Origin of the sequence: Geodermatophilus maliterrae, assembly GCF_041018925.1 — a bacterium.
GTDB lineage: Bacteria > Actinomycetota > Actinomycetes > Mycobacteriales > Geodermatophilaceae > Geodermatophilus > Geodermatophilus maliterrae.
In genome coordinates this window covers 36,702-48,632 of record NZ_JBFNXQ010000001.1, presented here as the reverse complement: position 1 = coordinate 48,632, position 11,931 = coordinate 36,702, and the positions used below count along the sequence as shown (strand labels likewise).

Sequence of the window (11,931 nt, the reverse complement as noted above, 5' to 3'; positions counted from 1 at the left end):
CCCTCCCACGCTCGAGCTCAGCTGAGGTCCGGGCCGAGCGCGTCCTCCAGGCCGACGGTGGCCATGCCGGCCCAGGTCTCGTCGACGTGGTGGGCCAGCACCATCAGGTCGCGCACGTGGCCCTCCCGGTCGCGGATGTGGTCGCGCAGCAGCGCCTCCCCGGTGAAGCCCAGGTCGGTGAACAGCGCCAGCGCCGCGCCCTGCTCGGCGACGACCTCGACGACCAGCTTGGACAGGCCGTCGCCGACCGCCGAGACGAGCGCCTGGCGGGCCAGCAGGCGGCCCAACCCCGATCCGCGCCGGGTGGGGGAGACGACCAGCCGCACCTCGCCGACGTGCGCCGACCAGCCCGGCAGCGGGCGGACGGCGACGTAGCCGGCCACCTCCTGTCCCTCGCCGTCGCCGTCGAGGACGACCCAGCGCCGGCCGCCGGAGCCCCCGGAGGTCCACGACCGGACGACGTCGGGGTCGGTGACCTCCTCCTCGATGAAGGTCAGGTCGCCCTCGGACAACCCGCCGAAGAAGCGCACCAGCGCGTCGCAGTGCGCCGCCTCCAGCTCGACGACGTCCACGCTCACCCCTCCTGTCCGACCGCGGGGCCGGGTGCGGTCTCGTCGCTGCGCGTGCGGATGAAGCCGATGATCTCCGGCACCGTCGTCTTCGCCGCCGTCCGGCCGACCACGAGGCCCATGTGGCCGGCGGGCAGCCGCAGCTCGTGCTTGTCCTCCGAGCCGACCAGGTCGATCAGCGGTGCGGTCGCGTCCGGCGGCACGATGTGGTCGCGGTCGGCGCGCACGGTGAGGAACGGCAGCCGGATGTCGCTCAGGTGCACCGGGTCGCCGCCCACGGTCAGCCGGTCGGTGACCATCCCGTTGTCGCGCACGAGCATCTGCACCGTCTCGCGCGCCGCCGCCCCGGGGAACGGGATGTGGTCGTCGGACCAGCCGGTCATCGCCTGGTAGGCCGACACGTACTCGTCGCTCCAGAGCTTCTCCCACAGCGTCACGTAGCGCGTGACCTCGGCGGTGGGGGTGAGGGTCTTGAAGCCCTGGACCACCACCCGCGGCGGTACGTTGCCGTCCTCGTCGAGGACGTCGTCGACCTCGAGGCCACCGCGGAATACGTCGGCCATCGGGCCCATCTTCGTGAAGTCGACCGGGGTCGCGAGCACGGTGAGGCTGCGGACCGGCGCGTCGGGGTGGTGGGCGGCGTAGAGCAGCGACAGGTCGCCGCCGAAGCAGTAACCGAAGAGGTTGACCTCGTCGGCGCCGGAGATGTCGCGCACCCGCTCCACGGCCGCGGGGATGTAGTCGTCGACGTAGTCCTCGAGCCGGTTCTGCGCGTCGCGGGCGTCGGGCTCGCCCCAGTCGACCATGTACACGTCGAAGCCGGCGTCGAGCAGCTGCTCGATGAAGCTGTTGCCCGGGATCAGGTCGAGGATGTAGCTGCGGCTGACCAGGCTGAAGACGACGAGCAGCGGCGGGGAGTACCGCACCTTGTCGCTGCGGTAGTGCCACAGCTGGGTGCGGCCGCGCTGCCAGACGACGTCCTTGGGCGTGAGCCCCACGCCGGGCCGGTCGACGCCGGCGACGAGCTTGATGCCGTTACGCGCCCGGAGGGCGTTGCGCTCGACGTCGCGCCGCACGCGGTCGAGGACTGCTTGCGGGCTGGGCACCGTCGGCATCGGGCTCCTCCGGGGTGGTCGTGTCGGCTGCGGCCCGGGGACGGCGCCGCTCGTTCTCCAGCTGGACGGTCAGCCGCCGGACCTCGCGGTCCAGGGCGCCGATCTGCGCGCGCAGGCGCGCCAGGTCCGAGCCGGCCGGCAGGTTGACGAGGTGCCACGCGCGGGCCGACACCCCCCGGGCGCTGTCCCGGGCGAGGTTCTGCGCACGCCGCAGCAGCGCGACGCCCGTCGCGAAACCCGGTGTCCGGACCAGGCTGTCCGCGTGCGGGGTGACGCGCCGCTCGGCGGCGTCGAACGCCTGCCGCCACAGCGGCGGCCCCTGTGGTGTCCCCGGTGTCGTCCCGGACGTCATCGACGGACCTCCTCCGTGCGCGGACCGGCTGTCTGCACGGGCTCCCTACCCGCCCGAGCGGTGGTACACCCCACACGCGGTTACGGTCCGGGGGCCGACAGGGGCGCGGGGACGACGGAGGGACTGCAGCGTGGCGGACAGGACTGTCCTGGACATGTTCCGGCTGGACGGCCGGGTGGCGATCGTGACGGGGGCGTCGTCGGGGCTGGGCGTCGTGTTCGCCCGGGCACTGGCCCAGGCCGGGGCCGACGTCGCCCTCGGGGCCCGGCGGGAGGACCGGATGGCGGCCACCCGGGAGGCGGTCGAGGCAGCCGGGCGCCGGGCGATCACGGTCCGCACGGACGTCGCGGAGGTGGCGGACTGCCAGGCGCTGGTGGACGCGACCATGGCGGAGTTCGGGCGGGTCGACGTCCTGGTCAACAACGCCGGCATCGGCACCGCCACCCCGGCCACCCGGGAGAAGCCCGAGGAGTTCCGGCAGGTCATCGACGTCAACCTCAACGGCTGCTACTGGATGGCCCAGGCCTGCGGGCGGGTGATGCAGCCGGGCAGCTCGATCGTGAACATCTCCAGCGTGCTGGGGCTGACCACCGCGGGGCTGCCGCAGGCGGCCTACGCGGCGAGCAAGGCCGGGCTGATCGGGCTGACCCGCGACCTCGCCCAGCAGTGGACCGGCCGCAAGGGCATCCGGGTCAACGCGCTGGCCCCGGGGTTCTTCGCCTCGGAGATGACCGACCAGTACCCCGAGGGCTACCTCGACCAGCAGATGAGCCGGGTCCTCGTCGGCCGCGCCGGCGACCCGATGGAGCTGGCCGCCGCGCTGGTGTTCCTCGTCAGCGAGGCCGGCGGCTACGTCACCGGGACGACGATCCCGGTCGAGGGCGGCATGCTCACCAGCTGAGCGCCGGTCCGGGGCCCCGCGCGTGCGGGGCCCCGGCCGGCTCAGCGGCCGTCGGCCCGTGCGACGAGCGCGCTGATCCGCTCGGCCAGCTGCGGCAGGACGGCGCGCGGCAGGTCGTGGCCCATGCCCTCGACGACGAGCAGCTCGGCGCCCGGCACCGCCGCCGCCGTCGCCCGGCCGCCGCTGACGTCCACCAGGGGGTCCTGTGCGCCGTGCACGACCAGCGTCGGGACCTCGACGCGGGCCAGGTCGGCGGTGCGGTCGGGGGTGGTGAGGACGGCGGCCAGCTGGCGGGAGACCCCGGCCGGGTCGTGCGCGCGGTCGAAGGCGAGCCCGGCCCGCTCGCGCACGCCCGCCTCGTCGAACTCGAAACCGGGGGAGCCGACGACCCGGAAGGCGGCGACGGCGCGCTGGACGGCCGACTCGCGGTCCGTGGCCGGCGGCGCGAGCAGGACGCCCACCGCGCTCGGTGCCGGGGCGCCGACCGCCGGGTCGCCGGTCGTCGACATGATCGAGGTGAGGCTGCGGACCCGCTGCGGGTGCCGGGTGGCCAGCAGCTGGGCGATCATCCCGCCCATGGAGGCGCCGACCACGTGCGCGTCGTCCAGACCCAGGGCGTCGAGCAGGCCGGCGGCGTCGTCGGCCATGTCGGCCAGGGCGTAGGGGACGCTCGAGCGGTCGCCGCCCATGACGGCGAGGACGTCGGGGACGCCGGCCGTGTGCAGGTGCGTGGACAGGCCGATGTCGCGGTTGTCGAACCGGATGACGTGCAGGCCGTGGTCGGCCAGCATCCGGCAGAGCTCCTCGGGCCAGCCGATCATCTGGGTGGCCAGGCCCATGACCAGCAGCAGCGGCGGGTCCTCCGCGGAGCCGAAGGTCTCGTAGGCGATCTCGACGTCCCCGACGCGGGCGGTCCGCACCCCGGTGTGCTCCATGCCGCGGACGCTAGCCGGGTGCCCGGGCGGCGATCCCGACGCCCCGGTCCCGACGCTCCGCGCGGGCCGGGTCCGGGGCAGCGGGGGACCCTCAGCGCTGGGCGGCGCCGACCAGGTCGGTGGGGTCCTCGTGCGCGTCGGGCCGCTCGAGGGCGGCACCCTCGACGTCGAGGACGGGCAGCCAGCGCAGCCAGCGGGGCAGCCACCAGGCCCGCCCGCCGAGCAGCGCCAGCGCCGCCGGCACCAGCACCATCCGGACGACGAAGGCGTCGACGAGGATGCCGGCGGCCAGCGCGAAGGCGATCGACTTGATCGTCGCCTCACCAGCGGGCACGAACCCGGCGAAGACGCTGAACATGATCAGCGCGGCCGCCACGACGACCGGGGCCGCCTGGCGGAACCCGGTGCGGATCGCCTCCAGCGGCGCGGCGCCGTGCGCGTGGGCCTCGTGCATCCGCGACACCAGGAAGATCTGGTAGTCCATCGCCAGGCCGAACAGGATGCCGATCACCAGGATCGGCGTGAGGCTGATCAGCGGCCCGGTGGCGTCGAGGTTGACCACGTCGGCCAGCCAGCCCCACTGGAACACCGCGACCGTGGCGCCGAGCGAGGCGCCGATGGTGAGCACGAAGCCCAGGACACCGACCAGCGGCACCAGCAGGGAGCGGAAGACCAGGACCAGGAGCACCAGCGCCAGGCCGACGACGAGGGCCAGGTAGACCGGCAGCGCCTCGTCCAGGCTCCGCGCCACGTCGACGCTGACCGCGGTCTGGCCGGTGACCGAGGCCTGCACCCCGTCGGTGCCGGCGAGCAGGTCGCGCAGGTCGGCGACGAGCTGCTCGGTGGCCGGGTCCGTGGGGCCGGACTGCGGGATGACCGTCAGCAGGGCCGCGGTGCCGTCGGGGTTCGGGACCGGGGGGGTGACGAGGGCGACGTCGTCCAGGCCGGTGACCGCGCCGCTGACCCCGGCCGCCGCCTGGGCCGCGCCGGCGCCCTCGAACAGCACGGTGATCGGGCCGTTGAACCCCTCGCCGAAGCCGTCGGCGAGCAGCTCCTGGGCGCGGGCCTGGGTGCTGTCGGTGGGCGGGGTCTGCACCAGCGTCGTCTGCATCGAGAAGAAGGGGACGGCGATCGTGCCCAGGGCCACCACCGCGAGGAGCAGCGTCACGACCCGGTGGCGGGTGACCGTGTCGACCCACCCGGTCAGGAACCCGCGGCGGGCGGCCACGTGTGCACCGTGCCGCAGGTGGTGGACCCCCGCGGGCCGCTGCCTCCTCGGCAGCGCGCGGTGCCGGAGGAAGCCGAGCACGGCGGGCACCAGGGTGAGGGCGATGAGGACGGCGACGACGATCGTCGCGGCCGCGGCCACGCCCATCTGGGTCAGGAACGGGATGCCGACGACCGACAGGCCGACCAGGGCGATGACCACGGTGAGGCCGGCGGTGACCACGGCCGAGCCGGCGGTGCCCGTGGCGACGGCGACCGCGGTGCCGACGTCGGCGCCCCGGCGCAGCTCCTGGCCGAACCGGGTGACGATGAACAGCGCGTAGTCGATGCCGACGGCCAGACCGAGCATCGCGGCCAGCGTCGGGGTGGTCGACGACAGGTCGGTGAACCCGGTGGCGATCGTGATGCCGAGGACGCCGATGCCCACGCCGACCAGCGCGGTGAGCAGGTTCAGGCCGGCCATCGCCAGCGTGCCGTAGGTGACGGCGAGGACCACCAGCGCGACGACGACGCCGATCGCCTCGGCCGGCCCCCCGACGTGCGGCGGCTCCTGCACGGCCTCGCCGCCGACCTCGACGGTCAGGCCGGTGGCACGGGCGTCGTCGACGGCGGCCAGCAGGGCGTCCTGCTGCTCGGGCGTGACCTCGCCCGGTGCGGCGTCGTAGGTGACGGTGCTGTAGCCGGTGGTCTGGTCGGCGTTGACCGCGGGCGCGGCGGGGTCCAGCGGGGTGGTGGCCGACGCGACGCCCGGCAGCTGCGTCAGCTCGCCGACCACCCCGGTGACCGCGGCGGCGTTCTCCGGCGTGGTCAGCGTCTGCCCGTCCGGGGCGACCAGGACGACCCGGGCGGACGCGCCGCCGCCGACGCCGAACTCCTCGCCGATCCGCTCCAGGGCGGTCGTCGACTCCTGCCCGGGGATGGAGAACGAGTTCGAGGTCTCGCCGGCCAGGGTGACCGCGCCGGCGCCGCCGCCCACCAGGACGACCAGCCAGACGAGGACGACGGACACCCGGTGCCGGTGCGAGAAGGCGCCGAGCCGGGACAACAACACAGCCATGCGGATCAGGCCTCCGCCTGGTGGGGGTCGGACAGGGCCGCGCCGGGCCGGCGGTGGCCCAGCGCATCGGTGCAGGTGTCGACGATGTGCGGCCGCCACTCGGTGGTCCGGTCCTCGGCGTGGGCGGCCAGGGTCAGGACGGCGAGCCCGGCCAGTGCCCCGACGACGCGGACCAGCCGCTGCGGCTCGGTCGACTCCGGGTCGACGCCGAACGCCTGCAGCACCAGCTCGGTCGTCGCCGTCCCCGGGGCGGCGTCCTCGCTGCCGAGCTGGGTGGCCGGCGCGAGCATGAGGGCGACCAGGCCGGGGTGGGCGAGGGCGACGTCGACCAGGATCTCGACGGCCCGGCGGTCCCGGTCCGCGCCGGGCGGCAGGTCGCGGACGTGGTCGAGGACCTGCTCGCCGATGGTGTCGGCCTGCGCGAGGACGGCCTCGTACAGCGCGTCCTTGCTGGGGAAGTGGTGCAGCAGCCCGGCCTTGGACAGGCCGACGGCGGCCGCGACGTCCTGCACGGAGGTCTTGGCGAAGCCGCGGCGGGCGAAGAGGGCGGCGGCGCGGTCGAGGATGCCCCCGTCCACCTGCTGCCGGAACGGTCGTGCCACGGCGACCACCGTACGGCTCACCGACCGATCCGGTCGGCTCACCGACCGATCCGGTCGGTGTCGTCGGCCACAGTACGGAGTGGGTCAGGCGATCCGGTACCGGCGGTGCGGGCGGCCCTCCGGGTCCCTCCGCACGTCCTCGAGCCGGCCGCCGCACCGGGTGATGACGGCGGCCGAGGCCGCGTTGCCGTCCTGACAGGTGACCAGGACCTCGTCCACGCCCTCGGCCCGGGCGATGACGAGCGCCTGGGCGAGGACGGCGGTGGCGTACCCGAGCCCGCGGTGTGCCGGCCGGATCGCGTAGCCGACGTGCCCGCCGAACTCGGCGAGGTACTCGTTCAGGCGGTGCCGGATCGAGACCCGGCCGACCAGGTCGCCGCCGACCTGCGCGACCAGGAACGTCTCCGGGACCCAGCCGTCGGGGACCTCCAGCCCCCGGCGTCGCTGGCCCAGCAGCCGCAGGTGCTCCGGCCAGGGCGCAGCGGGGTCCCAGGCGAGCAGGAAGGGGAAGTCGTCCGCGGCCAGCTCCGCGTGCGCCTGCCGGGCCTGGACCTCGTCCTCCTCACGCAGGGGCCGCAGCCTGACGGCCCCCCGGGCGAGGGACACCAGGTCCTCCGGGAGGTCGTGCCACGGTCGGGCTCCCACGGATCCACGCTAGGTGCACCGGTCAGCCCGCGGGTGGCGCCACCTGGAAACGCAGGCTGGTGCGCAGGCCGACCCCCTCGACGCCCAGCTCCTCCAGGGTGAGCGGGCTCGTCCCCTCGAACAGCCGAGGCCGGCGCCGAGCAGGACCGGCACGACGTCGACGTGCAGCTGGTCGACCAGACCCGCGTCGAGCAGCTGGCGGGTGAGGTCGGGACCACCCACGACCGTCTCGGCGCGTACGCCCGCCGCCACGGCCGCCCGCTCGACGGCGGCCCGGACCCGCCGGTGACGAACGTGACCGAGAGCCGCTCGTTGCGCTTCGGGGGGGACCACCGGCGGCGTGTGGGTGACGACGACGACCGGCACCTGGAACTGGTTGGTGTCGGCGTGGCTGTCGGGTCGACAGTCCGGGTGGAGCGCACCCGCGCTGCCCGCGGCGTCCTCATCGCCCACGAGCCCTGAGCGCCTGGGTTCCGTCGGTCACCGGTGCAGCAGGACGGTGATCGCTACGCCGCGCGGCTACGCGCGGGCTGACGGGGAGCAGGTGGGGTCGTGGCGACGGAGGCGTCGGGGACCGAGGTCAGGGAGTTCACTGCGGGGCTGAGGTCGCTGCTGGAGTGGCTGAACGTCCCAAATCAGGGCGCGGGCAACGAGGTCGTCGCCCTGGTGCAGGAGACGCTCGGCTCAGCCGGCCGGGAGCAGTCGGTGGTCGCGCGGGAGCTCCCGCCCTTCGAGCACGTCAACCTGCAGACCGCTCTCGCCGAGTTGGCCGCGACCTGCAGCCGGCCGTGGTGGTGCTCGAGGACGTCGACCTCGTCGCCATGGACCGGTCCTTCGGCCCCGACGGCAGTCCCGTGCTCTTCGACCTGCTCGACGCCATGGACGGCGCGGCTCCCGACGCGGACCTGCTGTTCGTCCTCACCAACGACCGGGCCGACCTGCTGGAGCCGGCGCTGGCCGCCCGGCCGGGCCGCATCGACGTCGCCGTGGACGTCGACCTGCCGGACGCCGCGGCCCGCCGGCGGCTGCTGGAGCTGTACGGCCGGGACGTGCCGCTGCGGCTGTCGGAGGACGATGTGACCCCGGCCGTCGACCGCACGGAGGGCGTGACCGCCTCGTTCCTCGGGGAGTCGCTGCGCCGGGCCGTCCTGGAGGCCCTGCACGAGCAGGACCCGGTCAGCGAGGTCACCTCCGAGCACCTCACCCGGGCACTCGACGACCTGCTCGACAGCAGCCAGCAGGTCACCCGCACCCCGCTCGGCGTGGGCGGTGACGCCGTCACCAAGGACGGCGCCGGTGCACGGCCCGGCCTCTCTCCGGCGAGCCTGCCGATAGCCACGTACCACCCCCGCCACCCCCGGCGGCACTGACCGCCGGAGTACGCCGCACGGGCCCCGGCGCACGGCCGCGAGCCCGTCCGTGTCCTCGGGCGCGGACGTCGGGGCGGTCCGGCGAGTACCGGGTGGGTCCGGCACGGGTTGACATCCACCGCGAGTGGTCGGGCATGATGCCGACGGAATATGACGCGCAACACAACCACTCACGATGTAGTGACGGACGACCTGATCAGGACGGGCCCCATGGCAGACCGCGATCTCACGCGCCGAACGGTCCTCAAGGCAACGGCGGTGAGCGCGGCGGCCCTCGCCCTGCCCTTCACCGTCGCCGCCGGCGCGGCCCGGGCATCGGAGCTGGCCGCCAGCAGGTTGCCGCGGCCCTACACGGCTCACGACCGGCTCGTGCAGCCACCAGTGCTGCGGGTGCCCGACGCTCCCGGCAGCCGGCCGGTCGTGCAGGTCGTCCAGGGCCCGGCGTCGCTGCGGCTACTGCCCCCGCCCGAGCCTGAGACGGCGATGTGGGTCTATGACGGTTCATATCCCGGCCCGACGATCAAGGTGCGACGCAACCAGCGGGTCACCGTCCGTCAGGTCAACCGCCTGCCCGCGACCCACCCGCTCTTCGGCTACGAGTTCCACACCTCCACGCACCTGCACGGGTCGCCGTCGCTGCCCCCGTTCGACGGCTACGCCAACGACCTGAGCGAGCCGGGCTTCCGCAAGGACTACGAGTACGACAACGAGGAGGACGCGCGGACCCTCTGGTACCACGACCACGCCGCGCACCACACCGCCCCGAACGTCTACACCGGGCTGGCCGCCCAGTACCACATCCTGCCCGAGGCAGGTGAGCCGACGTTCGGCCTCCCGGTGGACGACGAGTTCGACGTGCCGCTGACCATCAGCGACGTCGCCTTCCGTGCCGACGGCCAGCTGCTCATGGACCCGCACAGCGTCTCGGGAATCATGGGTGACGTGATCCTGGTCAACGGCGCACCGTGGCCGGAGGTGCCCGTCCGGCCACGCACGTACCGGTTCCGCCTGCTCAACGCCTCGGTCGCCCGCGGCTACCTGCTCCAGCTGACCCGCGGGCTGCCGATGACGGTGGTCGCCACCGACGGCGGGCTGGTCCGCCGCCCGGTCGACGTCGACCAGCTCAAGCTGGGCATGTCCGAGCGGTACGACGTCCTGGTCGACTTCGCACCCGCGGCCGGGCGGCAGGTCGAGCTGCGCAACCTCGGAGTGCCCAACGCGACCGACTACGAGCACACCGGCCAGGTGATGGCCTTCCGGGTCGGCACCGACCCGGGCGGTCCGGACGCCGTCCTGCGCGAGGACGAGTGGCCCGCCGTGGACCGGGCGGGAGTGCTCGCGATCGACCCCGCCGACGCGGTGACCACCCGCCGCCTCCGCTTCGACAGCCGGGGCGGGGTGATGACGATCAACGGCCTGACCTGGACCGACGTCGAGAACTCCGGGTTCCGGCAGGCCATTGCCGAGCCCCAGCGCGACACCGTCGAGGTCTGGGAGTTGGAGAACCCCTCCGCCGCTGGTTCCACCCGGTCCACCTGCACCTCGTCGACTTCCGGGTGCTCGATCGCAACGGTCGCCCCCCGGCCGGCTACGAGGACGGACCCAAGGACGCGGTCTACCTCGGGGAGAGCGAGCTGGTCCGCATCGCAGTCCGGTTCGGGCCGCACACCGGCCGGTACACGATCCACTGCCACAACTCCGGGCACGAGGACCACATGATGATGCACCAGTTCTGGGTCAAGGACGGCGCCGACGAGGGCCTGGACCCACTCGACCCCCGCTTCGCCCCCCGGTCGGCTCCCTAGGCCGCACCTGCGCAAGGTCGGGACCGCTGCTGCGGCGTCCCGGTCGGGGCCCGCGCTGGTCCTCGACCCGACGGGGCGATCGACGTCCAGCTCGTGGAGTCGGCCGACCCACCCACGCACCGGTCCCGCTTGGGTCGCCGAGCCGCTGGCCAGGTCTGGATGTGTGCCCCCGGCAGGACCCGAACCGGCGCACCCGCCTCCGGAGAGCGGGAAGACGAGGATCGACCGTCGTCGGCAGGTGGTGGTCGATGGGCCTTCTTGCAGGTCAGCGACCTGGCCGGGGTTGGCTGTCGGTGGCCGTCGATGGCGGTGGACGGACCTCGTGTTGCCCCAGTGTTGCCCGAGACGGCAGACCCGTGGCGAGACGCCAGTCATCTCGTGGTCGCGACGGCGACTGACCTCCGAGGGACGCGGAAGTCCGGCAGTGCGACGCCAAGCCCAGGTCGTCGGCGGAAGCAAGCCCGGCCGAAGCGGTCGACGTCGGGATGCCGGTGGTGATCACCGACGTCATCGGCAGCGCGGAGGTCGTGGTCGTGATCCACGGACGAACCGGAACGCTGGGTGCCCCGGGCAACGCGCGCCCGCCCTCGCCGCGGCGGTCGCCGAACCGCTCGCCGACCCGGAGCTGGGCCAGCGCTGCGTGAGCGCCGGCCGCCGCCGGTACGTCGAGCGGTTCACGACACGGCGGATGGCCGAGAGGACGATCCGGGTCCACCAGGACACCGGGGGCGGATCCACCGGCGGCGGCGAGAGCGGCGCACCGACCGTCGATAGGTCAGCGTCGGCGGGTGCGGGCTCGGTGAGTGGGCACTGTTCGGGCGGACGCGGCACCGGCAGGAGCGAGACCGCGGCGGTGACCAGCAGCGGCAGGCAGCGGTGAGGTCACCGGTGACCTCCCACCGACGCGGTCGAGCCTGGCCCATCCACCGCCTACCAGGAGACGCCGGGCTCGTAGGTCCCGAAGCTCCACTCCTGACCGCCGGGGTCCAGGACCCGGGCCCGCCGGGTGTGGAAGGGAGTGCTCTCCGGCGGGATCACCGGCTGGGCACCGGCGGCAACGGCCCGATCGAACACCCCGTCGACGTCCTCGACGCGCAGGTAGAGACCGCGTCCGGTGGACCGCCCGAGCAGCGGCGGCACCTGGTGGTCGGCGTCGTCACTGCTGACCATCAGGGCGACATCCCCCCAGCGGACCTCGGCGTGCGTCACCTGCCCGTCTGGCCCCTGCTGACGCCGCACCTCCGAGAAGCCGAGCGCGGCCAGCCAGTCGAGTGCGGCCGGGGCGTCGCGGTAGCTGAGGTAGGCGAACAACTGCGGAGTCACCCGGCCGAACCTAGGGGCTCCTGGCTGCTC

Annotated in this window: 12 protein-coding genes and 2 pseudogenes; 5 read left to right on the top strand and 9 right to left on the bottom strand. The window is 74.1% G+C overall.

Going from position 1 to position 11,931, the window contains the following annotated elements; all coding sequences use genetic code 11:
• Window positions 1–17 precede the first annotated feature (17 nt).
• Genes ABQ292_RS00265 through ABQ292_RS00255 form a run of 3 tightly spaced genes read right to left on the bottom strand, consistent with a single transcriptional unit; the run spans window position 18 to window position 2,036 of the window.
• Window positions 18–572 carry a GNAT family N-acetyltransferase gene (locus ABQ292_RS00265; protein ID WP_369202029.1) on the bottom strand — a complete coding sequence of 185 codons (555 nt, stop codon included), beginning with the start codon at window positions 570–572 and terminating at the stop codon, window positions 18–20.
• A gap of 2 nt (window positions 573–574) precedes the next feature.
• The gene (locus ABQ292_RS00260; RefSeq protein WP_369202027.1) at window positions 575–1,684 is read right to left on the bottom strand and encodes an alpha/beta fold hydrolase; all 1,110 of its coding nucleotides are present in this window, start codon (window positions 1,682–1,684) and stop codon (window positions 575–577) included.
• Window positions 1,605–2,036 (bottom strand): hypothetical protein, encoded by a 432-nt coding sequence (locus ABQ292_RS00255; RefSeq protein WP_369202025.1) that lies wholly within the window; start codon window positions 2,034–2,036, stop codon window positions 1,605–1,607. Before ABQ292_RS00255 ends, ABQ292_RS00260 begins: the two co-directional genes overlap by 80 nt.
• A 130-nt stretch (window positions 2,037–2,166) precedes the next feature.
• Between ABQ292_RS00255 and ABQ292_RS00250 the strand changes: the two genes are divergently transcribed.
• The gene (locus ABQ292_RS00250; RefSeq protein ID WP_369202023.1) at window positions 2,167–2,937 is read left to right on the top strand and encodes an SDR family NAD(P)-dependent oxidoreductase; all 771 of its coding nucleotides are present in this window, start codon (window positions 2,167–2,169) and stop codon (window positions 2,935–2,937) included.
• A 41-nt stretch (window positions 2,938–2,978) separates the two neighbouring features.
• Here the strand turns inward: ABQ292_RS00250 and ABQ292_RS00245 are convergent, their stop codons facing one another.
• The 5 genes from ABQ292_RS00245 to ABQ292_RS00225 form a co-directional block, all read right to left on the bottom strand.
• The gene (locus ABQ292_RS00245) at window positions 2,979–3,872 is read right to left on the bottom strand and encodes an alpha/beta fold hydrolase (RefSeq protein WP_369202021.1); all 894 of its coding nucleotides are present in this window, start codon (window positions 3,870–3,872) and stop codon (window positions 2,979–2,981) included.
• Window positions 3,873–3,963: 91 nt separating this feature from the next.
• Window positions 3,964–6,156, bottom strand: coding sequence for an MMPL family transporter (locus ABQ292_RS00240; RefSeq protein ID WP_369202019.1), 2,193 nt, complete (start codon window positions 6,154–6,156; stop codon window positions 3,964–3,966).
• Between the two features lie 5 nt (window positions 6,157–6,161).
• Window positions 6,162–6,758: a TetR/AcrR family transcriptional regulator gene (locus ABQ292_RS00235; protein WP_369202017.1), complete on the bottom strand. Its 597-nt coding sequence runs from the start codon at window positions 6,756–6,758 to the stop codon at window positions 6,162–6,164.
• Window positions 6,759–6,842: 84 nt separating this feature from the next.
• Window positions 6,843–7,403: a GNAT family N-acetyltransferase gene (locus tag ABQ292_RS00230; protein WP_369202015.1), complete on the bottom strand. Its 561-nt coding sequence runs from the start codon at window positions 7,401–7,403 to the stop codon at window positions 6,843–6,845.
• Window positions 7,404–7,412: 9 nt separating this feature from the next.
• The gene (locus tag ABQ292_RS00225; protein ID WP_369202243.1) at window positions 7,413–7,655 is read right to left on the bottom strand and encodes a dihydrofolate reductase family protein; all 243 of its coding nucleotides are present in this window, start codon (window positions 7,653–7,655) and stop codon (window positions 7,413–7,415) included.
• Here ABQ292_RS00225 and ABQ292_RS00220 point away from each other — a divergent pair.
• From ABQ292_RS00220 to ABQ292_RS00205, 4 genes and pseudogenes are all read left to right on the top strand, one after another.
• Complete coding sequence (locus ABQ292_RS00220; RefSeq protein WP_369202249.1) at window positions 7,566–7,865, top strand: hypothetical protein; 300 nt, start codon at window positions 7,566–7,568, stop codon at window positions 7,863–7,865. The genes ABQ292_RS00225 and ABQ292_RS00220 overlap by 90 nt on opposite strands.
• Before the next feature lie 155 nt (window positions 7,866–8,020).
• Window positions 8,021–8,773: an AAA family ATPase gene (locus ABQ292_RS00215; RefSeq protein WP_369202013.1), complete on the top strand. Its 753-nt coding sequence runs from the start codon at window positions 8,021–8,023 to the stop codon at window positions 8,771–8,773.
• Window positions 8,774–8,923: 150 nt separating this feature from the next.
• Window positions 8,924–9,931: pseudogene (locus ABQ292_RS00210) on the top strand (multicopper oxidase family protein); the annotation flags it as partial.
• 149 nt (window positions 9,932–10,080) lie between these two features.
• Window positions 10,081–10,458: pseudogene (locus ABQ292_RS00205) on the top strand (multicopper oxidase domain-containing protein); the annotation flags it as partial.
• Between the two features lie 1,050 nt (window positions 10,459–11,508).
• On the opposite strand, the gene ABQ292_RS00200 reads toward ABQ292_RS00205, so the two are convergent.
• A complete protein-coding gene (locus ABQ292_RS00200; protein ID WP_369202011.1) occupies window positions 11,509–11,901 on the bottom strand; it encodes a VOC family protein in 393 nt (130 codons plus the stop codon).
• Between the last annotated feature and the right edge of the window lie 30 nt (window positions 11,902–11,931).